The sequence below is a fragment of the Massilia aurea genome, assembly GCF_040790145.1.
GTDB classification, from domain to species: domain Bacteria; phylum Pseudomonadota; class Gammaproteobacteria; order Burkholderiales; family Burkholderiaceae_D; genus Telluria; species Telluria aurea_C.
In genome coordinates, this window is the sequence record NZ_JBFMMP010000016.1 from 18004 (window position 1) to 40768 (window position 22765).

Below are 22765 nucleotides of genomic sequence, written 5' to 3' on the forward strand. Positions count from 1 at the left end.
TCTACTCAAAGGATCGTCATCATGAATTACACAAGCCTGGCTTTTGCCGCGGCTGGCCTCGTCGCGTGCATGCAGCCTGCCGCCGCCAACGACTGGAACACGCCGCAAGAGCCGTTCGCCCTGTACGGCAACACCTACTACGTCGGCACGCATGGCTTGTCGGCGGTCCTGATCACGTCGAAGCAAGGCCACATCCTGATCGACGGCGGCAGCGGCAAGTCGGCGCCGCAGATCGCGCGCAGCATTCGTCAGCTCGGCTTCAAGGTCAAGGACATCCGCCTGATCCTGAACTCGCACGCGCACTTCGATCACGCGGGCGGCATCGCCGAACTGCAGCGGCTCTCCGGCGCCGCGGTATTGGCCGGCAGCGCCGCTGTGCCGGTGCTGCGCAGCGGCCAGCCCGACAAGGGCGACCCGCAATTCGGCGACTTGTCGCCGATGACGCCGATCGCGAAAGTGCGGGCGGTGCGCGACGGCGAGGTGATCACGCTCGGACCGCTGGCGGTGACGATGCACGCGACGCCTGGCCACACCCGTGGCGGCGCCAGCTGGACCTGGACGGCGACCGAACAGGGCAAACCCGCGCGCATGGTGTATGCCGACAGCCTCAATGCCTTCGCCGCCAAACCGTTCCGCTACAGTGGCGATCCGGCCTATCCGACGGCGCGCGCGGACCTCGAACGCTCGATGGCGACCGTGGCCGCCCTGCCATGCGACGTGCTGGTCTCGGCCCACCCGGAAGGCAGCGACCTGTGGCAGCGCTACGCCAGGCGCGCTGCGCGGGGCAGCGCCGCCTTCATCGACAACACCGCCTGCCGCACCTACGCCGACAAGGCCCGCGTGCGCCTCGCCACCCAACTGGCCCAGGAGAAAACACCATGATCAAGCATGCTCTCTCACTCGCTCTGTTCTCGTTGTGCGCCGTGGTCCAGGCCACCGAATGGCAGGACAGCGCCGCCGTCACCGCGCTCTTCAAGAAGGAAGGCGTCACCGGCACCTTCGTCGTGCACGACGTGGCAAAGGACACCAACACCGGCCACGACGAGCAGCGCGCCGGCAAGCGCTTCATCCCGGCGTCGACCTTCAAGATCCCGAACTCGCTGATCGCCCTGAGCACGGGCGCCGTGGCCTCGGTCGACGAGATCGTGCCGTACGACGGCAAGCCGGTCGCCCGCGCCGAGTGGGCCAAGTCGATGGGCTTGCGCGAGGCGATCAAAATGTCGAACGTGCCCGTCTACCAGGAACTGGCGCGGCGCATCGGCATGGACCGCATGCGCGGCGCGCTGGTGCGCATGAACTACGGGAACAACGACACCGGCACCGTCGTCGACCGCTTCTGGCTCGACGGCCCGCTGGAGATCAGCGCCCTCGAACAGGCGGTGTTCCTGGCCAGGCTGGCGCAGGGCCAGCTGCCGTTCGAGAACATGCACATGGAAGCGGTGCGCGCGATTGCACGCCAGCACGGCCCGGCCGACCTGTATGCGAAGACTGGCTGGGGCAAGCGGCCGGGCCAGCCCGATATCGGCTGGTGGGTCGGCTGGATCAAGAAGGAGGGCAAGCTGTACACGTTCGCGCTGAACATCGACATCCCGCACGGCGCAGAAGACAAGCGCGTGTCGCTGGCCAAGGCATCCCTGCACGCCCTGGGCCTGCTGTAGGCGCTATTTCAGCGTCTCTTGCAGCGCCGCCAGGCTGATGACCGACACCGGCTTGACCGGCGCCCGCGCCGTGTGGCAGCCGAGGCTCTCGACCGGTTTGCCGGTCGCCTCGGCCAGTAACGCGGCGCTCGTGTGCTGGCAGTAGCGGCCCTGGCACATGCCCATGCCGGTGCGGCAGGCCAGCTTGACGCTGTTGTTGTCGGTGACGTGCGGGTTGGCCGCCAGGAAGCCGCGCACCTCGTGGGCCGTGACTTCTTCGCAGCGGCACACCAGCGTGTCGCCCACCGCGAGCCGGCCCAGCGCCGCCATGTTCGGCGCGAAGAAGTCGCGCACCACGTCGCTGAAACGGTGCGCCTTGACGATCGCAGCCTGCAACTGCGCGATCATGCCCTCTGCCGGCGAGCCACCGAGCGCACGCACGATATCGAGCCCCGCCAGCCGGCCTTCGAGATGCGCCAGCTCGGCCCCGCCGACGCCACCAGGTTCGCCCGCCACCCAGATGCCAGGCACGCTGCTGCGCATGGTCGCGTCGCGGCGCACGATCCAGCCGCCTTCGGCCGGGCGATAATCGACCGCGCACCCGGCCTGGCGCGCCAGCTCGGTCGAGGCCAGCAAGCCATAGCCGACCACCAGCGTATCGGCCGCCAGTACTCTTTCGGTGCCGGGCTTCGGGTGCCAGTCGCTGTCGACGGTTTGCAGCGTCACGCCTTGCAGTGCATCGTCGCCGTGCGCGCTCTTGATCATGGTGCCGAAGCGTACCGGCACGCCGGCGCGCTTGAGATTGACCACCGCCTGCGCCGCCTGCGCCATCAGGCCCAGGTGGCCGGGCAGGGCGCGCCAGCCGCGCAGCAATTCCCCGACCCCTGGCAGCGCCCGCGCGAATGCCACTTCCACCACGGTCGCGCCGGACGTCACCAGCAGATCCGCCACCAGCAGCAGCAGCGGGTGCGACCCGGCCAGCACGAAGCGGCTGCCGGGCTGCAGGAACTGGCTTTTCAGGAGGGTTTGCACGCCGCCCGCGCTCATCACGCCGGGCAGCGTCCAGCCGGGAAACGCCACTGGCAAATCATAGGCGCCAGTGGCCACGAGCAGCGCGCGGCCAGCCAGCATCCGGCTCGCGTCGCCGTGCGTGACGCCCACCTTGACGGCGCTGCCATCGGGCTCGCGAAACACGCCCCAGGCCGTGCTGCCGTAGTGCCAGTCGATGCGGGCGTCGCGCCGCGCGCGCGCCAGCAGGTCGTGCCCGAACGCATACGGCAGCTTCTTTGGCGTCTGCGTGAACGACGCGGGCGGCTGGCGGAAGATCTGCCCGCCCGGCGCATGCTGCTCGTCGATCACGGCCACTTTAAGACCATGGTCGGCCGCATCGAGCGCGGCGGACAGGCCGGCCGGGCCGGCGCCGACGACGATCAGGTCGACGTTGTTGTCGTGTGAAGTCATGTCAAGTGGTCTCGATCTGCATGCCGGGTTCGACGAGCGTCATGCAACTGCGCGTGGCGGGCCGGCCGTCGACCGTCACCACGCACTCGAAGCACACGCCCATATTGCACACGGGCGCGCGCGGCGCGCCGTTCCTGGCGGTGCGAAAATGGTTGATGCCGGCGGCCAGCAGCGCGGTTGCCACCGTCTCGCCGGGATGGGCCTCTACTGGCGCGCCGTTGACGAACACCGTGATCGGGGCCGGGCGCAGCGGCGCGTCGCCGGGCTGCAGGCGGATGGAATCAAGCAAAGGTCAAACTCCCGAAGCGTTTGGGGTCATAGCGGCTCACGTCGAACGCGGCCGGCTTGCCGAGCACCTGGTCGGCCAGCACGCGCGCATAGGTCGGACCCAGCGTGAACGCCGAGCCGCCGGTGGCGATAAAGGCGCCGGGCGCGCGCGGCACTTCGCCGATCAAGGGCAACTGGTCGGCGATCAGCGCCGTCATGCCGGTCCAGACGCGCAGCACCGGCAGGTGCGCCACGCCCGGCACCACGGCGGCGGCAGCGGCCATATTGCCGGCCAACGACGTCAATAGCAGCTCGGGCTTGCGTTCGAGGTCGATCAGGCCGCCCTCGTGATGCAGCCGCGCCGGCCAGCCGCCGCCAATCAAGACATTGCCTTCGACGGTCTGTTTCATCGACAGGCGCCGGCCTGCATGCTGCACCAGGTGCTTGATGAGCGACGGGCTGCGCGCGGTGGCCGTCATCGTCAGCCCGACGGGGCTCACGGGCAGCACGGTGCCGGCCATCTGCGCGACGCGGCCCGACCAGGCGCCGGCGGCGATGACGATCGTCGCGGCGCGGTGCACGCTGCCGTCGTCCAGCGTCACCGCCCAGCCATTGGCCACGCGCGCGATGGCGGCCACGGCGCTGGTCGTGCGCAGCCTGGCGCCCAGGCGCACGGCGGCATTGGCATACGCCAGGCTGCAGCGACGCGGATCGGCCTTGCCTTCGGACGGGCAGAAGGCGGCGGCCAGCACGGACGGCCCCAGGTACGGGGCGCGGCGGCGCACTTCATCGCCATCGAGCAGCGACGTCACCAGGCCGCTGGCCTGTTCGAGCGCGACCTTCTGGCCCAGACGCTCGACCTGCTGCGGCGTTTCGGCGACCATGAAGCCGCCGTGCTGCGCCACGCCCAGCGACGTGCCCAGTTCGGCCTCGAGGCCGGCCCAGGCCTGCTGCGCATGCAGGTGCAGCGGCATCGCCTCGGCCGCCTTGCGCGCCGATTCGATACCGTTCTCGATCATCCGGTATTCAAGCTGGAAGTGCAGGCTGCCCGCGTTCTGGCCCGATGCCTGGCGGTTGATCTGGTCCTTCTCGACCAGCAGCACGCTGCTGCCGGCACGTGCCAGGTAATAAGCGACGGCGCTGCCCAGCAGGCCGCCGCCGATCACCAGGGTGTCGACAGGGTTTGTCACGCGGCGCCGGTCTCGATGCCCAGGCCCGTCAAGGTGGCGCGCACCTGTTCGACTTCGGCCGGGGTCAGGTCGAGCAGCGGGCGGCGCACGTACCCGGCCGGCACGCCGCGCAGGCGCAGGGCGGTCTTCAGGATCGCCTGGGCGCTGCCGAAATTACCGGCGAAGTCCTTGTTGAACCAGGCCTTCATGATCACGCGGTCGCGCGCGCCCAGGGCGATCGCGCCTTCCTTGTCGCCCTTGTCGATCAGGCGCCAGAAGTCCGGATGGTCCGAACCGAGCACGCCGCCGGCGCCCATCAGGCCATCGCCCCGGCCCAGCGCGACCAGGTCGGCGCCCAGTGCGGACGTGGGTACGTTGAAGTAACGGACCTTGTCGCTCAGTGCGTACAGGCCTTCCAGGAAGCCGGCGAAGTTCGGTGTCGAATTCTTGATGGCGACCACGTGGTCGATGTCGGCCAGTTCACCCAGCAGCTCGGTGTCCATGTCGACGACGCAGCCGCGCGGCCAGTTATAAATGCAGATCGGGATGTCGGTGGCGTCCGAGACGTCCTGGTAGAACTGCAGCAGTTCGCGCCGGCTCGGCACCATGTACGGCGGCGGCGTGAGCAAGATACCGTCCAGGCCGGCCTTTTCTGCGGCGCGGGCGTGGCGGATCGCTTCCGCCGCGGTGTAGGCATTGCAGCCGCCCAGCACCGTGATGCGCTTGTCGATCGTGCGCGCGCTCTCGGCGAACAACTGGGCGCGTTCGGCCTCGCTCATGCTGAACCACTCGCCCGACGTGCCGGCCAACACCACGCCGTGCATGCGCTGCTCGACATACCATTCGAGCTGCCTGGCCAGGTCGTCCCAGGCCATGGCGCCGTCGCGGGTGAAGGGGGTGGTGATCGCCGGGATGTAGCCGGTCCAGTTGATGTCGTTGCGGTTCATGGTGGTCCTGTTCTCTTCAAAAAAATGGGCGAGCGCGGGCCAGCGGCGGCGCGGTAGGCGCCGTCGGGGCAGACATGCAAGCGGCGGTGAAAGGCTTTACGGCACCGGCGGCGTGATCGACAGGATCACTTCGGCGTCCTCGCTGCCGTTGTTGCGGTAGCGGTGCGACTGTTGGGCATCGAACGTGATGCTCTCGCCGGCCGCCACCACATACGTGGCGCCGGCGATTTCGGCGGTGAGCACACCGGTGACGACGTATACGCATTCGAGCGACGGATGGCGCAGCATGTCCTCGGCCGAAAACTGGCCCGGCGCGAACACGGCGCGCAGCACTTCCATCTGGCCGTTGCCGCGCGTGAGGCGTTCATACGTGACGCCGCCTTTCGGGCCGATCAGGCTCAGTCGTTCGCCGGGCCGGCTGTGCCAGACCGAGGGCGCCGTCGGGTCGGCGAACAGGTTCGACATCGATTCGCCGAACACGGCGCTCAGGCTGCGCAGCGTCGTCAGGCTGGGTTCGGTCACTTCGCGTTCGACCTGGCTGAGCAGGGTCGGCGAGACCCCGGCGATCTCGGCCAATCCGCGCAGGGACAGGCCGCGCGCCACGCGCAGGTCATGCAAACGTTTGCCAATCACAAGATAACTCCTCGTCGTGTACAGCGTGGCGTGCACCAAAAGCGCGCACCACTTTGGGGCATTGTGCATTATTACTGCACATTTATCGATTATTCCATCTCGCCGATTGCTTGTCAAATATTCGCATGAATCTGAAGTTCAAGGCACGCTACGGGGTTTTTATCCGAAAAATGCAATTTGAATATAAAAATCTTGACTTCAAACAGTTCTTAAAATAACTTTGCTGTGCAGTTTGGCTGCACAAACATCACAAGCATCGAATTAAGGTTACTGTCATGACGCCTGCCCCGTACCTCGATCCATCCGCCCCGGCGCCGCGCCGCGGCCATCTTTGGCTGCTGTGCCTGCCGTTTGTCTGGCAGCTCGGGATGGCGCCGTTCATCAACGATGTGGCTTACAAGCCGTTCGGCTTGCCGTTCCCGCTGGCGTGGCAAATGATGGGCGTGGTGCTGGCCAGCGTGCTGTTCGCACTGGTGTTCGCGCTCGATCGCCGCGCCGGGGTCGAGGCTGAAGAAAACGCATTCATGGCCGCGATCGAAGCCGAAGAAGCCGCGCTTGGCTTGCAACCACGCCAGGCGGGGCATTAAATGAAACTGACCATCGTATTTTTGCTGCTGCTCACGACCGTCGTCGGCGCCATCGGCTTCGGCCGCGCCAAGACCCGCAACAAGACCGTCGCCGACTGGGCGCTGGGCGGGCGTGGCATGGGCACACTGCTGTTCTGGTTCATGAATGCCGGCGAGATCTACACCACGTTCGCCGTATTCGGCATCGCCGGCTATGCCTGGGCGATGGGCGCGCCGGCCTACCTGGCATTCTGCTCGGTGTCGCTGTCGTATGCGATCGGCTACCTGTTGATGCCGAAGATCTGGCGCGCGGGCCGCACGGCAGGCCTGGTCACGCAGGCCGACTTCTTCGCCGCCCGCTATGAGGCGCCGTGGCTCGGCGTGGTCACGGGCCTGATCGGCATCGGCGCGCTGATCGTGTATGTGCAGATCCAGCTCGTGAGCCTGGGCCTGGTGGTGGCGCTGACCTTTGGCGACGCTGTCTCGCCGCTGGTCGCGCACATCCTGGCGGGCGTGTTGATGACGGCCTTCGTGCTGTTTGCCGGCCTGCGCTCGGCAGCCTACGCGGCGGCCATCAAGGACGTCATGATGATCGTGCTGGTCGTCGTGCTGGCCTGGACACTGTCGGACAAGGTCGGCGCGACGTCGCTGCTCGACGTCTTCAACCTGGCCGAACAACGCTACCCCGGCATCACCAAGCTGCCCGGCATCGACCCTGGCGCGACCACCACCGCCGTCTGGCTGATCACGTCGGCCCTCAATATCGCGCTGGGCAACTGGGTGTTTCCGCACCTGTTCCAGATCTCGTACTCGGCCAGCAGCCCAACCGCGATCCGCCGCAACGCCATCTGGCAACCGGTGTATTCACTGGCCTTCTTCTTCATCATCGTGCTCGGCATGGGCGCGCTGGTGGCCGGAACCCAGCCGCCGGGCGGCAATATGAATGCGGCGCTGCTGCAGTTCGTGTCGAACAAGTATCCGGAGTGGGTCATTGGCCTCTTGGCCGGCACCGGCTTCCTGCTGGCGCTGGCCCCCGGTTCGGTGCTGCTGCTCACGGCCGCCTCGATCTTCACCCGCAATGTCGTCACGCCGCTGGCGCCGGATATCGGCGAGCGCAAGTCGCTGCTGTTGTCGCGCTATGCCGTCGTGGGCTTCGCGATCATTGCAGTCGCCGTCTCGCTGCTGCAAAAGGGCTCGCTGATGTCGATCCTGCTCAACGCCTACTCGGCCATCGGCATGCTGGCCCCGGGCGTGTTCCTCGCCTTTTTGTGGCGCCGCGCTACCGCCATCGGCGTCATCTGCGGCGTCGTCGCGGGCTTCACCGCACTGGTCGCGCCGTTCGCCAAACCATATTGGGCGAGCGTGCTGCCCGGTTGGGAGCCGGGACTGATCGCCATGGCGATCAATGCGGCAGTGATGGTCGCGGTCAGCATGGCGACCCGCGCGCCGGGCGGCAAGGGGATCGCGCTGGCCATGGGGCCGAACCGACGCTAGAAACCTGGCCCGGGTGGCGCCGCCATCCAGGCTACCTGATACCACCCCGTTACAGCAGCGACGCACCATGCGTCAGGAAAGGTCACGCCTTGAGCAAAGCACTTATCAGTTTCCGCCGCATCGATCACGTCTCCTGGACCGTGGCCGCCATCGAACCGGTCGTTGAATTTTATAGCCGCGTATTCGGCGTCACGCCGTTGTACGCCATGGGTCCACTGGACGCGGCCGACATCCCGCGCGATGCGCAAGGGCGCGACTGGACCGAGGCGCACCTGGGCGTGCCGGGCGGGCGTCTGAGCCTGGCGATGCTGCAGTTCCCCGACGGTTTTCGCCTCGAGCTGTTCGAGTACGGCAAACCGGCTGGCGCCAGCACCGCGCCGCTGCCGTGCAACGAGATCGGCAGCCACCACCTGGGCATCGAGGTCGATGACCTGGAGCAGGCCGCGTCCGTGTTGCTGGAAAACGGCTGCACCGTGTACGAGCGCATCGCGTTGGACGAAGGTCCTACTGCCGGTTCGTCGTTCCGTTATTTCCGCGACCCGTGGGGCAATATTTTCGAGCTGTGCCAACACACGCAACGTTAATGCACATCCCTTCCTTTCCCCATCCCAGAACCAGGAGTACTTCATGATCCGTCGCGCCATCAATCCCGAGTCGATGTATGCCAGCACGCCATTCGGTTTTTCCCACGCGGTCGAGCAGCAGCCGGGCCGCACGCTGCACCTGGCCGGCCAGGTCGCCTGGGACAGCCAGTACCAGCTCGTCGGCGCCGGCGACGTCATCGCCCAGACCCGCCAGGTGCTGGCCAATCTGAAGGACGTGCTGGCCGCGGCCGGCGCCACGCCGGCGGATGTCGTGCGCATGCGCACCTACATCGTCGGCCACGACCCGGAAAAACTGGGCGCGATCTGCGCTGAAATCGCCGCCTTCTATGGCGACGCCGAGCCGGCGGCCAACACGGTGCTGGGCGTGGCGGCGCTGGCGCTGCCCGATTTTTTGATCGAGATCGAAGTGACCGCCGCGCTGGCTCCAAGCGCCACCGCCAAATGATGGCGCGCGTCCAACCTGCACGCGAGGGTAGCGTCATGCTGCGCCGCGCCTGCGCCGTGGTGTGCGCGCTCGGCATGGGCAGCGCATTCGCCCAGGCCCCGAATCCGGCCCGCGCCGGCGCCGTCGATGCGGCCGCGACCACCGAGGCGGCGCGCAAGGCCGTGCCGGAAAAAGCGAAAGAGACCGGTGTACTGGCCACGCTGGCCGAGCGCGGCATCTATACCCGCCTGCTGCTGAATATGGAGCTCGCCGGGAACCCGAGCGGCGGCATCAGGCAGGGCGCCACCGCATCGCAGTATGTCGTTGGCGGCGTCGACGTCGATCTCGAGAAGATGATGGGCTGGAACGGCGCGAAGATCCAGGCCAGCGTCATCGGCATCAAGAGCCGCAGCCTGACCACGTTTTATATCGGCGGCGGCACGTCGGCCCAGGAAAACTCGGCGCCATTCACGCTGCTGCGTTTTCTCGACCTGAGCCTGCACCAGAACTTCTCGCTGTATAACAAGAACGACCTGAGTTTTTCCATTGGCCGCATGAGCGCCTTCCAGACGTTCGCCAAGTCGCCGTTCTCGACGCTGTTCCAGAACCACGCCCACAGCGGCGCACTGTATGGCTTCAGCCAGTCGTCCGGCACGGTGCTCGCGCCCCTGTCGACCTGGGGCGGGCGCGTGAGTTTCCGGCCGAGCGAGAAGACGTATGTGCATGCCGGTTCGTTCTCGATCGACCCGGCCACGCTCGACGCTGGCACGCACCTGTGGGACTTCAGTTCGAGCCGCATCACGGGCCAGAACTACATGCTCGAAACCGGTTACGAGACCGATTTCAACAACGACCCGATGCCGCGCCGGATTCGCCTGGGCGCCTGGTACCTCGATGCGCCGCGCAACGACGTGTACCTGAATACGGAAGGGCGCTCGTTCACGACCTACGGCGGCACGCGCGAGACGCACCGCCACGGCAACGGCCTGTATGTCATGGGCGACAAGGTCTTGTACCGGCCCGACCTCAAGTCAAAGCGCAACCTGGCCGCCTTCGGCAGCGTGGTCTACAACCGCAGCGACGCCGAGGCGATCAAGTACACGGCCAAGGTAGGCCTGGTCAAGACCGGTACCTTCGCGGGCCGCGACAACGACACGTTCGGCGTGGTCGTCAGCACGCTCAAGATGCCCGAGAAGCAGGTGGCATTCCTGAGCGAGCGGCGCGCGAAGGGCGGCGGCACCGGCCGCGTGAACTCGGAAGGTTATGTGTTCGAGACGGCCTACAGCTACGCGCTGGCGCCGGGCATCACGATCGCGCCGAACATCCAGTACCTGCACAAGCCCGATTCCCGCGTGACGCCGAACCACCCGCGTGACATCAACGACGCGCTGGTGATCGGCGTGCGCATGAACGCCAATATCGGCGCGCTGTTCAACTTCCCGCGCATCGCCTTTTAATCCACCATGACCATGAAGACTGCCATGAACTCCAAACGTACTTTCCTGCGCGCCGGTGGCGCCCTGATGCTCGGCGCGGGCATGCTGCTGACGATGCCGGCCGCGCTGGCCGATGCCTTTACCGCCCCCACGCCTGAACTGCGCCTGCCTGCCGGTGTGCTGCGCGGCCAGGACGGCGGCGATGTCGCGCGCTATCTCGGCATCCCGTTCGCCCAGCCGCCGGTGGGCGCGCTGCGCTTCAAGGCCCCGCAACCGCTGCCTGCCTGGAGCGGGGTGCTCGATGCGAAAGCCTTCCCGGCGGCGCCGATCCAGATGCCGATCGGCCCGAGCAAATACGTGCCGGTCGGCCCGACGTATTCCGAGGATTGCCTGTACCTGAACGTGTGGACGCCGAAGACGCCGGGCCCGCATCCGGTGTATGTGTACATCTACGGCGGCGGCAACGTGGCCGGCACCACCAGCATGCCGGTGTTCGACGGCGCCAACCTGGCGCGCCAGGGCGTGGTCGTGGTCTCGGTGGCGTACCGCGTCGGCGTGTTCGGCTTCATGGACGTGAGTGGCGTACTGGGATCGCAATACGCCGGCAGCGGCAACAATGGCCTGCTTGACCAGGTCATGGGCCTGGAATGGATCAGGAAGAATATCGGCGCGCTCGGGGGCGACCCAGGCCGCGTGACGATCGGCGGCCAGAGCGCCGGCGCCAAGAACGTCATCTCGCTGATCGCGATGCCGGCCGCAAAGGGGCTGTTCCATCGCGTGATCAGCCAGAGCGGTGGCGGCCAGACACTGGCCACGCCGGCGATGGCAGCCGCGGTCACCGACGGCATCCTGCAGCGCATGGGCCTGGACAAGAGCCGCGCGAGCGAGCTGACGACGCTGCCGGCCAAGGATCTGCTGGCGGCGCAGGTCAAGCTGATCGCCGAGTATGGCTACAAGTACCCGTTCCGCGGCGTGGTCGATGGCGTGACGATGCCGATGCTGCCGGTCGAGGCGATCGCCAAAGGCGCGGCGCGGGACATCCCGATCATCATGGGCACGGCGCGCGACGAGAACGCGTTCTTCGGGCCGGCCAAGACGATGAACGGCAATATCGAAGCACGCGAGCTGGCCAATATCGAGCTGCCGGCATTCGACAGGATCTTCGCGAAGTACCCGGCGTCGTTCCCGAAACTCAATGACGCGCAACTGCGCTACAAGGCGCTGACCGCCGCCGAGTACTGGGTGCCGACGATCCGCATGGCCGAGGCGCAGGCCAAGGCGGGCGGCAAGGCGTATGTGTATCGCCTCGACATGCCGTTTGGCAGCGGCGAGAAAGTGGGTTATTCGGTGCACGGCTCGGAACTGGCGCTGGTGTTCGACAACCTGCACGATTCGACCGCGCCGGCACTGGGCGCGACCGGACCCGAGGCGGCCGAACTGGGCAAGCACATGCTGGCGGCGTGGGTGTCGTTCGTCAAGGACGGCAAGCCGGTGGCGCAAGGCGCACCGGCCTGGCCGGCCTACGACCTGGCCAAGCGGCCGAACATGGTGTTCGATGCGAAAGACAAGCTGCGGGTGCAGCCGGATCTGGATGCGGTCGAGCGCAAGCTGTGGGCGGGGTGGTCGCCGCGTTGAGGTTTAGTTAAGTGCAGAGCGCGGGGAACAGGTCATGCCAGCGTGGATTTGCAGACTGGATCAGGTTGATTTTCCAGTTGCGGTGCCAGGTCTTGAGCTGTTTTTCGCGCGTGATGGCGGCGCGGATGTCGGTGTGGATTTCGTACCAGACCAGGGTCTTGATACCGTATGTCTTGGTAAAGCTGGCAACGGCTGCTTCGCGGTGTTGCCAGATGCGTTTGATCAGGTCGGAGGTGACGCCGATGTAGAGTGTGCCGTAGGGGCGGTTGGCCAGGATGTAGACGTAGGAGGGTTTGTCCATGGCGTCTAGTCTGCTTTCTACCTAGCGCTTTGAGCTTGTGGCGGCTCAACGTGCTTGGGTTCCCGCGAAGGCGGGAACCCAAGTAACCACGCACAGCGCAACCGCCAAAAAAAGCCGCCCTCAGGCGGCTTCTCCACTTACTGCCCGCGCTTCGCGCGCGCCTTCGCGGCAATGCGCATCCGCAGCGCATTGAGCTTGATGAAGCCGCCCGCGTCGGCCTGGTTGTACGCGCCGCCGTCTTCGTCGAACGTCGCGATGTTCATGTCGAACAGCGAATCGGTCTTCGAATCGCGCGACACCACGATCACATTGCCCTTGTACAGCTTGATGCGCACCCAGCCGTTCACGGTGGCCTGCGTGTGGTCGATCAGCGTCTGCAGCGCGACGCGTTCCGGCGCCCACCAGTAGCCGTTATAGATCAGCGACGCGTAGCGTGGCATCAGGTCGTCCTTCAGGTGCGCCACTTCGCGGTCCAGCGTGATCGATTCAATGGCGCGGTGCGCGCGCAGCATGATCGTGCCGCCCGGGGTTTCGTAGCAGCCGCGCGACTTCATGCCGACGTAGCGGTTTTCCACCAGGTCGAGGCGGCCGATGCCGTGCTTGCCGCCCAGGCGGTTCAGCTCGGTCAAGACGGCGGCTGGCGACAGGCGCTTGCCGTTCAGGCCGACGATGTCGCCGCGCTCGAATTCAACGTCCAGGTATTCGGCTTCGTCCGGCGCCGCTTCCGGCGAGACAGTCCAGCGCCACATCGATTCTTCGGCTTCGGCGCTCGGGTTTTCCAGGTGACGGCCTTCGAAGCTGATGTGCAGCAGGTTGGCATCCATCGAGTACGGCGCGCCGCCGTTCTTGTGCTTCATGTCCACCGCGATGCCCGCGTCTTCCGCGTATTTCAGCAGTTTTTCGCGCGACAGCAGGTCCCATTCGCGCCATGGGGCGATGATCTTGACGTCTGGCTTGAGCGCGTAGGCGCCCAGCTCGAAACGCACCTGGTCGTTGCCCTTGCCGGTCGCGCCGTGCGAGACGGCGTCGGCGCCGGTTTCGTTGGCGATCTCGATCAGGCGCTTGGCGATCAGCGGGCGCGCGATCGACGTGCCCAGCAGGTATTCGCCTTCGTACACGGTGTTCGCGCGGAACATCGGGTACACGAAGTCGCGCACGAATTCTTCGCGCACGTCGTCGATATAGATATTCTCTGGCTTGATGCCGAACTTGATGGCCTTGGCGCGTGCCGGTTCCAGCTCTTCACCCTGGCCGAGGTCGGCCGTGAAGGTGACGATTTCGCAGCCGTAATTGTCTTGCAGCCATTTCAGGATGACGGAGGTGTCGAGGCCGCCGGAGTAGGCCAGTACTACTTTCTTGATGTCGCTCATGGGAGTTCCAGTGATGGAGATGGTAGAGGGGTAATGGTCAGCTGGCCCGCAAATCCAGCCCGGCAAACGCCGGGATGGACGGCCAACGATCAAGCTTCAGGGGTAAAAATTCAATCTTCGATGCGACCGAGCAGCAGGTACTCGATCAGGGCTTTTTGCACGTGCAGGCGGTTTTCGGCTTCGTCCCAGACCACCGATTGCGGGCCGTCGATGACTTCGGCGGCCACTTCTTCGCCGCGGTGCGCCGGCAGGCAGTGCATGAACAGCGCGTCGTCGGCGGCGCGCGCCATCTTGGCGCCGTCGACGATGAAACCGTCGAATGCCTTCAGGCGTTCTGCGTTTTCCTTCTCGTAACCCATGCTGGTCCAGACATCGGTATTGACCAGGTGCGCGCCTTCGCAGGCGTCCGACGGGTTGTCGAACCGCGTGTAGCGCGTGGTCGAGACCAGGCTCGGGTCGATCTCGTAGCCTGCCGGCGTCGAGACGTTCAGGTGGAAGCCGAACACTTCGGCCGCCTGCAGCCACGAGTACAGCATATTGTTGGCGTCGCCGATCCACGCCACCGTCTTGCCGGCGATGGAGCCGCGGTGTTCGTGGAAGGTGAACACGTCTGCCAGCACCTGGCACGGGTGGTGTTCATTGGTCAGTCCATTGATGACCGGCACGCGCGAATTGGCGGCGAAGCGCTCGATGATGTCCTGGCCGAAGGTGCGGATCATGATGATGTCGCACATGCGGCTGATCACCTGGCCGGCGTCTTCCACCGGCTCGCCACGGCCGAGCTGGCTGTCGCGGGTGTTCAGGTAGATGGCGGCGCCGCCCAGCTGGTGCATGCCAGCTTCAAAACTCAGGCGCGTGCGCGTCGAGCTTTTCTCGAACACCATCACCAGCGTGCGGTCGACCAGCGGGTGATACACCTCGTAGGCCTTGAACTTGCGCTTGATGATCGCCGCGCGCTTGATGACGTATTCGAACTCGTCGCGCGTGAAGTCGGAAAATTGCAGGAAGTGCTTGATCGGTGAGGTGCTCTGCATCATAAGTCTACTCGTGTCTGCTGCTGTGTTTGTCCCTTGAATTATAAGGGGAATTTCTTTCCGCTTGGGAAAGTCGTGGGGCGCTCAGTACAGCGTCTGCGCCGACTCGTGCAGCAGCTGGCCATACAGTTCATGGCGGTGCTTCCAGATTTTGCCCTGCGCGACGGCGTCGAGGATGGCGCAGAACGGCTCGGCCATATGGCGGCAGTTGTAGTATTTGCAGCCGCCGAGGTAGGGCTTGAACTCGACGAACGCGCGCTCGAGCATGCCTTCGCTCAGGTGGTACAGGCCAAACTCTTGAAAGCCCGGCGAATCGATGATCGCCCCGGCCTTGCCGTCGACTTCGGGCAGCCAGTACAGGCGCGTGAAGGTGGTCGTGTGCTTGCCGGTATCGAGCGCGGCGGAGATTTCGCGCACGGCGATGTCGGCGTCCGGGATCAGCAGGTTGATCAGCGACGACTTGCCCATGCCCGACTGGCCAATGAAAATCGACGACTGGCCGGCCAGCAGCGGCGTGAGGATCGCCACCGTTTCTTCCGGGTGCGCCTGGGCCGAGACTTCGTGCACCGGATAGCCGAGCCGCGAATACTGCGCGGCGCGTTCGCGGGCGCGCGGCAGCAAATCCGTCACGTCGGTCTTGTTCAAGATGAGGTGCGCCTCGATGCCGGCCGCTTCGCAGGCGACGAGCGAGCGCGACACCAGGTCGTCGGCAAAGCCGGGTTCGGTGGCAATCACGACGAACAGGCGCGAAATGTTCGCTGCCAGCAGCTTGGATTTGTACTGGTCGGAGCGATACAGCAGGGTGGTGCGCTCGGCGATGCGCTCGATCACGGCCTGGTTCTCGGACGTCTTGACCACGTGGACGACGTCGCCCACGGCCACATTGGTTTTTTTGCCGCGCGTGACGCACTGCAGTTTTTCGCCGTCGATGTCGGCCAGGTAGTGGCGGCCGTGGGCCGCGATGATCGTGCCAGTCAATTCAGTAGGGGATGCGCTCATGCGTTTTCCAGGTCCAGGTACAGCGCATTGGCTTTCGCGGCGCAGATAAAATCATTCTCGGACAGCGCGCTGCCCGCGGAATGGGTGGTCCAGCTGACGCGGCAGGTGGCGTAACCCACCGTCATGTCGGGATGGTGGTCTTCTTGTTCAGCGATGCCCGCCACGCCATTGACCAGAGCCATCGTGGCGCGGTAGTCGGGCAGCTTGAATTCGCGGGTCAGGACGTTGTCGGTCACCGCCCAACCGGGAACTTCGTGCAGCAGATTGGCAATGGCCACCGCGTCGAGCGCGGGCGCCTTGCGGGTGCAGTGACGCGCAGTCAGTGTCGGTTCGAGCGTCATGCGGCCGCCATGGTGAGGTGTTTCACGCGCACCGATGCCGGCGGGTGCGAATCATAAAAGGCCGAATGCAGCGGATCGGGCGTGAGCGTCGACGCATTGTCTTCGTACATCTTGACCAGCGCCGACACCAGGTGACGGTGATCGGTATGCTGCGCGGCGAAGGCATCGGCCTCGAATTCATGCTTGCGCGACGTAATCGAGCTGAGCGGTGCAAGCACGAACGTGAACACCGGCAGCACCAGCCCGAACAGGATCAGCGCCATGCCGTCATTCGACGCGTTCATGAATGGCAGCACGCCCAGGCCGGTATAGAACCAGGCTTGGGCCTTCAGGTAGCCGAGCAGGGCAAGCAGGGCCAGCGACATCGCGAACATCACCACCACGCGCTTGACGATATGGCGCAGCTTGAAGTGGCCCAGTTCATGCGCCAGCACCGCTTCGATTTCGGCTGGTTCAAGGCGCGCCAGCAGCGTGTCGAAGAACACGATGCGCCTGGCCCGGCCAAAGCCCGAGAAGTAGGCGTTGCCGTGGGCGCTGCGCTTGCTGCCATCCATGACGAACAGGCCGCGCGAGGCGAAACCGACGCGCGTCATCAGCGCGTCGATGCGCGCTTTCAGGCTGACGTCGGCCAGCGGCGTGAACTTGTTGAACAGCGGCGCGATCACGGTCGGGTAGAACGCGATCATCAATAGCTGAAAACCGCTCCAGACGAACCAGGTGAACAGCCACCACAGCTCGCCGCTGGCTTCCATCAACTTGAGCACCACCCACAATAGCGGCAAGCCGATCAGCGCGCCAACGAAGGTGCTCTTGACCAGGTCGGCCCACCAGAGGCCGGGCGTCATCTTGTTGAAGCCGAAGCGCTGTTCGAGCACGAACTGGCGGTACCAGTCGAGCGGCAGGTCGAGCGCACTGGCGATCACGGTGAACGCCACCACCAGTACCAGCTGGTGCATCAGGCCGGGGCCGGTGAACGGCAGGACCGCGAGCGACAGCAGTTGTAGCCCGCCCATCAGGGTGAAACCGATCAGGACAATGGCGCCCCACAGGGTGCCGATGAGGCCGAGGCGGGTCTTGGCGACGGTATAGTCGGCCGCTTTCTGGTGCGCCGCGAGCGGCACTTTCGGCGCAAACTCGGTCGGCACGCTGGCGCGGTGGCGCGCGATGTGCCTGACGTGGCGCGCAGCGAGCCAGATGCGCAGCGTGAGCGTGCCCAGCAAGAAAGCGACGAACAAAACCGAAAACCCGAATGAAGACATTCTGTGCCTGTGAGAAAATGCAGGATTGATTAGGCAAAGAGAGAATTATGTCACAAGCTACACCTTCCGCCGTGCCGGCGACGCCCCAGCGCCCGAATGAATTCAACCTCGTCTGGCTCGACATGGAAATGACGGGCCTCGACCCGGACAATGACCGCATCATCGAGGTCGCCGTCGTTGTCACCGACCCGGACCTGAATATCATCGCCGAAGGGCCGGTGTTCGCCATCCACCAGTCGGACGAGACGCTCGACAAGATGGACAACTGGAACAAGGGCACCCACGGCAAGTCGGGCCTGATCGACCGCGTGAAAGCGTCGACCGTGACGGAAGCCCAGGCTGAAGTCGAGCTGATCGAGTTTCTCAAGCAATATGTGCCGAAGAACAAATCGCCGATGTGCGGCAATTCGATCTGCCAGGACCGCCGCTTCATGGCGCGCGGCATGCCGAAGCTCGAGGCGTTTTTCCACTACCGCAACCTGGACGTGTCGACGCTCAAGGAACTGTGCCGCCGCTGGAAGCCAGAGCTGGCGTCGGGCTTCAAGAAGCACCAGAAGCACACGGCGCTGGCCGATATCGTCGAATCGATCGAAGAGCTGCGCTACTACCGCGAGCATTTCATTAAAGTGTAATTTCGGCAAACGTCATCCGCAAATCGGAAAAAACTGCAATCCGCTGAGCAAGGTATGCGACAATTATTGTCATGCCTTCGCTCCCAGCTACCGCGTTCGCGGGTGACAGTGCGATGGCTGCGCAACTGCGCAGCCACGATTGGCGGCAGTGCCCGCCTGGCGCACCCGATACCTGGCCGTCGTCCCTCCGGACCGCGGTCGACATGCTGCTGCATTCCGCCTTCCCGATGTTCGTTGCCTGGGGGCCGCAGCACATCGTCCTCTACAACGATGCCTATATCCCGATCCTGGGCGAGCGCCATCCCGGCGCGCTCGGGCAGCCGTTCGCGGCGCTGTGGCCCGAGGTCTGGCTTGAGCTGCAGCCGCAGATCGAGCTGGCCATGGCGGGCAAGCCGGTCTATTTTGAAGATCACGAACTATGCCTGCTGCGTAACGGCTATCCCGAGCGCACCTGGTTCACGTTCTCGTACGCGCCTCTGCACGAGGCCGACGGCAGTGTCGGCGGCCTGTTCTGCACCTCGATGGAAACCACGGCCCGCGTGCTGGGCGAGCGCCGCGCGGCGTTCCAGCTCACGCTGTCCGACGCGCTCGCGCCGCTGGACGATGCGGGCGAGGTGATCGCCACGGCCAATGCACTGTTGGGCGCCGAACTGGGCGCGGCGCGCGTGCAGTACGTCGAAACCGATCCGCTCAGCGGGGCACTGGGCGGGCAGTTGAGCCACCTCGGGCCGGCCCTGATGGACGAGCTGCGCCGTGGCGCCGTGGTGCGCATCCACGACGCCGCCAACGATCCGCGCGCCTTGCAGTCGCCCTTCGACGAGCGCGTGGGCGCCATGCTGGTCGTGCCGCTCATGGCGGGCGGGCATCTTGGCGCCTGTCTGGGCGTCGATACGCCGACGCCGCGCTCGTGGACCGGGCATGATGTCGCTCTGGCGCGTGACGTGGCCGAGCGCACCTGGGCCGCGGCAGGCACGGCGCGCGCGCAGGCGATGCTGCGCGACGAACTCGATCGCGGCCGTGAGATCTTCGCCAATATCTCCGAAGGCTTCGCGCTGTTCGACCGCAACTGGGTCATGCAGCGCATGAACGCCGAAGGCTTGCGCATCTGCGACATCACGCGCGAAGAGGTCATCGGGCGCAATCACTGGGCCGTGTTTCCTGCCATGATCGACAGCGACGCCGGGTGCATGTATCGCAGCGTGATGGCCACCCGCAAGGCCGGCAGCGCCGAGCAGTGCCATGTGTTTGCCGACGGCCGGCGCATCTGGACCGATATCCGCGCCTATCCGACCCAGGACGGCGGCATCGCCACGTTCTTCCGCGATATCACCGACCGCAAGCTGGCCGAAGAAAAACTGGTCGAGGCCGACCGTCGCAAGGATGAATTTCTGGCGATGCTCGCGCACGAGCTGCGCAATCCGCTGGCGCCCATCAGCGCCGCCGCCGAACTGCTCCGGCTCGGCAAGGTCGACGCTTTCAGGGTGCAGCAGAGCAGCACCATCATCAGCCGCCAGGTGCGCCACATGACGCGCCTGGTGGACGATCTGCTCGACGTTTCGCGCGTCACGCGCGGCCTGATCACGCTGGGCCAGGCGCGCGTGGCGGCGCGTACTGTCGTCGAAGAAGCGATCGAGCAGGTGCGCCCGACGATCAATACGCGCGCGCAAACATTCACCGTGCGCCTGCCGCCGGATGGTGCCTGCGTGCGGGGCGACAAGGCGCGCCTGGTGCAGGTGGTGGCCAACGTGCTGGCCAATGCGGCCAAGTACACGCCGCCGGGGCGCGGCATCGACCTGCGCGCCGACCTGCACGGCACGCGCCTGGTGCTCAGCGTGCGCGACGAAGGCATCGGCATGGATATCGAACTCACGGGGCGGGTGTTCGATCTGTTTACGCAGGCCGAGCGCTCGTCCGACCGGGCTCAGGGTGGCCTCGGCCTGGGGCTGGCGCTGGTCAAGCACCTGGTCGAGCTGCATGGCGGCACGGTCGGCTGCTCGAGCCCGGGGCTGGGCAAGGGCAGTACGTTCGTCATCACGCTGCCGCTGCTGCTCGAAGACGCGCCGTGCGCGCCGGCGCCGGTGGTGAGCGCGCCGGCGGACGTCACGCGACTGAAAGTGCTGGTGGTCGACGACAATACCGATGCCGCCGAGACGCTCGGCTTGCTGCTGGCGGCGCAGGGGCATGACGTGGCGATCGAGCATGGTTCGCTCGGCGCACTGGCGCGGGCGCGCAGCATGCGCCCGGACGTTTGTTTGCTGGATATTGGCCTGCCCGAGATCGACGGCCACGAACTGGCGCGGCGCTTGCGGAAAGATCCCGCGCTGGCAGCCACGGTCTTGATTGCCGTGACGGGCTACGGGCAGCCGCAAGACCGCGATGCGGCGCTGGCGTCAGGCTTCGCGCACCACCTGGTCAAGCCGCTGGATTTCGATGGGTTGCTGGGTTTGCTGGCAAGCGTGCAGGCCAGAACGGCCGACCACGTTATGTAGGGTTGGCGCGGCCGGCGAGGCGGCTTCGCCGCCGACGCGGCGATCGTTGGCGGCGAGATCATCCGGCCCGAAAACGGAGCCGGCGTGAAATGATTACGACGCGTCAGCCCCGCAGCACTTCTTGAACTTCTTCCCGCTGCCACAGGTGCAATCGTCATTGCGTCCGACCTTCGGCTCTTCACGCACGACCGTCTCCACCGCCGGCTTGCGCAGCGGCAGCCAGTGGCGGTAGATCGCCGGCACGTTCGCCTCGATCTGCAACGCCAGCGCGTGCACCTTGACCGGATCGTCGACCTCGGCCAGTTCGGCTTCTTCGATCTCGTCCGCGCCCAGCAGGTAGATCGGGCGGATCAGTTCTGCGACATCGGTATCCCAGATCGCGTCCCACGAGCCAGCGCGCAGTTCGACGCCTTCCCAGAAACCCCAGCACCAGGCTTCCGGATCGATCAGCACTTTGCCATCCACCTCGTGTTCGCAGAACAGCGGCTCGAAATCCTTCGGCGAGACTTCGAACGTGATCAGCACTTCGTTCATGAAGCGCATGATCAGGTTGACGATGCGTTCTTCGTCGCGCTTGTTCTTCCATTTCGGCGCGGCGGCTTCGTCTTCGCCCCAGACCATCGGCAGCCATTCGGCCGGCATGATCGATTCCGGGCCGATCGCGATGGCGGTCAGGTAGCCGTGCAGCGTGTCCATCGTCATCGCGTCGTCGGAGCAACGGTCGGATAACAGGAACTGGTCGAGTTCGTCGAATTCTTTTTCTGAGAGGGGCTGTTCGAGGTGCATGAGGTAGGTAGAGTGCGGCGCGAGCGCGCCTGTTTGCGTCAAAGGCGCCAGTGTAACGCCTGCGCCGTCGCCGGGCACGAAAAACCTGCCGGCGAGGCGCTGTTGCAACGCTTGGGACTTGACGCTTGGGGCTTAACGCTTGGCCGCGAACGCCTTGGTCAGCTCGTCAGCCGCGAACTGCTGGGCTTCCTTCGCCTTTGGCACCACGGCTTCCATGCCGAAGAACTCGTGCGTCACGCCCGTGTAATGGCGATAGTTGACGGCCACGCCTTCCTTCTTGAGACGGTCGGCGTAGGCTTTACCCTCGGTCATCAAAGGATCGATCTCGGCCGTGATCACGGTGGCCGATGGCAGGCCCTTGAGCGAGGCGGCCTTCATTGGCAGCGCGTGCGGGTTCTTTGGATCGGCGCCGTAATGCTTGAAGAACCACGTCATCATCGCCTTGTTGAGCGGCTTGGCGTTGGCGTTGGTCTTGTACGATGCGTTGTTCATGTCGTCATTGACCACCGGGTAGACCAGCAGCTGGTGCACCGGCATCTGGATTTTCTTTTCCATCGCCATCATCGATACCACGGTTGCCAGGTTGCCGCCGGCCGATTCACCGGCCACGGCCACGCGCATCGGATCGCCGTTCAGGCTCTTGGCGTTGGCCAGCGCCCACTGGTAAGCCGCGAATGCGTCTTCCGGCTGCGTCGGGAAGGTGTGTTCCGGCGCCAGGCGGTAGTCGGCCGAAATCACGATCGCCTTGGCTTTCTTGGCCAGGCCGCGCACCGATGCTTCATACACCTTGGTGTCGGCAATCACGAAGCCGCCGCCGTGGAAATAGACGACCACCGGGAAGGGACCGGCGCCTTCAGGCGTGAAGATGTGGACCGGGAAGCTGCCGCCCTTGCCCTGCACGGTTTGCGTCTTCATCGTCACGCCCGGTTCCGGGGCGGTGCTCTTGCCGGCATCGGTCAAGACCTTCTTGACGGCGTCGCTTGGCGTAGGCTGCTTGCGCGCTTCTTCCGGGCTCAGGGTTTCGATGGGCTTCGGCTTCAGGGCCGCCATCGCATCCAGCACTTTTTGCATGTTCGGCTCAGCCTTTGGCGGCTGGGCGGCGGTTTGGGCGATGGCGGTGCCGGCCAGCAGGCCTGCGGCGAGTGCGACGACGGTCAGGGTCAGTTTCTTCATGTTCAGTCCTCTACGGTTTTGTCCGCTGCGACAATGCGCGGATACATACACGCATGAGACCTTGTTACATTGTCACAATCTGTGCGAGAACGAACACAGCACTCGTA

23 protein-coding genes are annotated in these 22765 nt (G+C 65.3%); 10 read left to right on the forward strand and 13 right to left on the reverse strand.

Annotated features, from left to right (window positions below):
- Positions 1-21 precede the first annotated feature (21 nt).
- Together bla and blaOXA are read left to right on the forward strand one after the other, a co-directional pair.
- Complete coding sequence (bla, locus tag AB2N08_RS18755) at positions 22-882, forward strand: subclass B3 metallo-beta-lactamase (protein WP_367612412.1); 861 nt, start codon at positions 22-24, stop codon at positions 880-882.
- Positions 882-1658 carry a class D beta-lactamase gene (blaOXA, locus tag AB2N08_RS18760; protein ID WP_370662438.1) on the forward strand — a complete coding sequence of 259 codons (777 nt, stop codon included), beginning with the start codon at positions 882-884 and terminating at the stop codon, positions 1656-1658. The genes bla and blaOXA overlap by 1 nt, the downstream gene beginning before the upstream one ends.
- Positions 1659-1661: 3 nt before the next feature.
- Here blaOXA and AB2N08_RS18765 read toward each other — a convergent pair whose 3' ends face one another.
- The 5 genes from AB2N08_RS18765 to AB2N08_RS18785 all read right to left on the reverse strand — a co-directional run bounded on the left by AB2N08_RS18765 (position 1662) and on the right by AB2N08_RS18785 (position 6114).
- Positions 1662-3098: an FAD-dependent oxidoreductase gene (locus AB2N08_RS18765; protein WP_367612414.1), complete on the reverse strand. Its 1437-nt coding sequence runs from the start codon at positions 3096-3098 to the stop codon at positions 1662-1664.
- Position 3099: 1 nt separating this feature from the next.
- The gene (locus AB2N08_RS18770) at positions 3100-3387 is read right to left on the reverse strand and encodes a (2Fe-2S)-binding protein (protein WP_367612416.1); all 288 of its coding nucleotides are present in this window, start codon (positions 3385-3387) and stop codon (positions 3100-3102) included.
- Positions 3380-4555 carry an NAD(P)/FAD-dependent oxidoreductase gene (locus AB2N08_RS18775; protein WP_367612417.1) on the reverse strand — a complete coding sequence of 392 codons (1176 nt, stop codon included), beginning with the start codon at positions 4553-4555 and terminating at the stop codon, positions 3380-3382. The genes AB2N08_RS18770 and AB2N08_RS18775 overlap by 8 nt, the downstream gene beginning before the upstream one ends.
- Positions 4552-5481, reverse strand: a complete 930-nt coding sequence (locus AB2N08_RS18780) for a dihydrodipicolinate synthase family protein (RefSeq protein WP_367612418.1) — start codon at positions 5479-5481, stop codon at positions 4552-4554. The genes AB2N08_RS18775 and AB2N08_RS18780 overlap by 4 nt, the downstream gene beginning before the upstream one ends.
- Positions 5482-5577: 96 nt before the next feature.
- Positions 5578-6114 (reverse strand): helix-turn-helix domain-containing protein, encoded by a 537-nt coding sequence (locus tag AB2N08_RS18785; protein WP_367612419.1) that lies wholly within the window; start codon positions 6112-6114, stop codon positions 5578-5580.
- A 275-nt stretch (positions 6115-6389) separates the two neighbouring features.
- Here AB2N08_RS18785 and AB2N08_RS18790 point away from each other — a divergent pair, with 275 nt between their 5' ends.
- The 6 genes from AB2N08_RS18790 to AB2N08_RS18815 all read left to right on the forward strand — a co-directional run bounded on the left by AB2N08_RS18790 (position 6390) and on the right by AB2N08_RS18815 (position 12274).
- A complete protein-coding gene (locus AB2N08_RS18790) occupies positions 6390-6701 on the forward strand; it encodes a DUF3311 domain-containing protein (RefSeq protein ID WP_367612421.1) in 312 nt (103 codons plus the stop codon).
- Positions 6702-8174, forward strand: coding sequence for a sodium:solute symporter family protein (locus tag AB2N08_RS18795; RefSeq protein WP_367612423.1), 1473 nt, complete (start codon positions 6702-6704; stop codon positions 8172-8174).
- Positions 8175-8263: 89 nt separating this feature from the next.
- The gene (locus AB2N08_RS18800; RefSeq protein WP_367612424.1) at positions 8264-8758 is read left to right on the forward strand and encodes a VOC family protein; all 495 of its coding nucleotides are present in this window, start codon (positions 8264-8266) and stop codon (positions 8756-8758) included.
- 43 nt (positions 8759-8801) lie between these two features.
- Positions 8802-9224: a RidA family protein gene (locus AB2N08_RS18805; protein ID WP_367612426.1), complete on the forward strand. Its 423-nt coding sequence runs from the start codon at positions 8802-8804 to the stop codon at positions 9222-9224.
- A 35-nt stretch (positions 9225-9259) separates the two neighbouring features.
- Complete coding sequence (locus AB2N08_RS18810) at positions 9260-10660, forward strand: carbohydrate porin (protein WP_367612428.1); 1401 nt, start codon at positions 9260-9262, stop codon at positions 10658-10660.
- Between the two features lie 24 nt (positions 10661-10684).
- On the forward strand, positions 10685-12274 hold the full coding sequence (locus AB2N08_RS18815) for a carboxylesterase/lipase family protein (RefSeq protein WP_367612430.1): 1590 nt from the start codon (positions 10685-10687) through the stop codon (positions 12272-12274).
- Positions 12275-12281: 7 nt separating this feature from the next.
- Here the strand turns inward: AB2N08_RS18815 and AB2N08_RS18820 are convergent, their stop codons facing one another.
- The 6 genes from AB2N08_RS18820 to AB2N08_RS18845 all read right to left on the reverse strand — a co-directional run bounded on the left by AB2N08_RS18820 (position 12282) and on the right by AB2N08_RS18845 (position 17578).
- Positions 12282-12575, reverse strand: coding sequence for a GIY-YIG nuclease family protein (locus AB2N08_RS18820; protein WP_367612432.1), 294 nt, complete (start codon positions 12573-12575; stop codon positions 12282-12284).
- A 137-nt stretch (positions 12576-12712) separates the two neighbouring features.
- Positions 12713-13945, reverse strand: a complete 1233-nt coding sequence (locus AB2N08_RS18825) for an argininosuccinate synthase (protein WP_258836058.1) — start codon at positions 13943-13945, stop codon at positions 12713-12715.
- Between the two features lie 110 nt (positions 13946-14055).
- Positions 14056-14979, reverse strand: coding sequence for an ornithine carbamoyltransferase (gene argF / locus AB2N08_RS18830; protein WP_367612490.1), 924 nt, complete (start codon positions 14977-14979; stop codon positions 14056-14058).
- 84 nt (positions 14980-15063) lie between these two features.
- Positions 15064-15978 (reverse strand): ribosome small subunit-dependent GTPase A, encoded by a 915-nt coding sequence (gene rsgA / locus AB2N08_RS18835; RefSeq protein ID WP_367612434.1) that lies wholly within the window; start codon positions 15976-15978, stop codon positions 15064-15066.
- A complete protein-coding gene (locus AB2N08_RS18840; RefSeq protein WP_367612435.1) occupies positions 15975-16319 on the reverse strand; it encodes a 4a-hydroxytetrahydrobiopterin dehydratase in 345 nt (114 codons plus the stop codon). The genes rsgA and AB2N08_RS18840 overlap by 4 nt, the downstream gene beginning before the upstream one ends.
- A complete protein-coding gene (locus AB2N08_RS18845) occupies positions 16316-17578 on the reverse strand; it encodes a M48 family metallopeptidase (protein WP_367612436.1) in 1263 nt (420 codons plus the stop codon). The genes AB2N08_RS18840 and AB2N08_RS18845 overlap by 4 nt, the downstream gene beginning before the upstream one ends.
- Positions 17579-17625: 47 nt before the next feature.
- On the opposite strand from AB2N08_RS18845, the gene orn reads away from it, so the two are divergent.
- Both orn and AB2N08_RS18855 read left to right on the forward strand, forming a co-directional pair.
- Positions 17626-18210 (forward strand): oligoribonuclease, encoded by a 585-nt coding sequence (gene orn, locus AB2N08_RS18850; RefSeq protein WP_367612437.1) that lies wholly within the window; start codon positions 17626-17628, stop codon positions 18208-18210.
- A gap of 203 nt (positions 18211-18413) precedes the next feature.
- Complete coding sequence (locus AB2N08_RS18855) at positions 18414-20699, forward strand: hybrid sensor histidine kinase/response regulator (protein WP_367612439.1); 2286 nt, start codon at positions 18414-18416, stop codon at positions 20697-20699.
- A gap of 93 nt (positions 20700-20792) precedes the next feature.
- Here AB2N08_RS18855 and AB2N08_RS18860 read toward each other — a convergent pair whose 3' ends face one another.
- Both AB2N08_RS18860 and AB2N08_RS18865 read right to left on the reverse strand, forming a co-directional pair.
- Positions 20793-21485, reverse strand: coding sequence for a UPF0149 family protein (locus tag AB2N08_RS18860; RefSeq protein WP_367612440.1), 693 nt, complete (start codon positions 21483-21485; stop codon positions 20793-20795).
- A 132-nt stretch (positions 21486-21617) separates the two neighbouring features.
- Complete coding sequence (locus tag AB2N08_RS18865) at positions 21618-22658, reverse strand: alpha/beta hydrolase (RefSeq protein ID WP_367612441.1); 1041 nt, start codon at positions 22656-22658, stop codon at positions 21618-21620.
- Positions 22659-22765 lie beyond the last annotated feature (107 nt).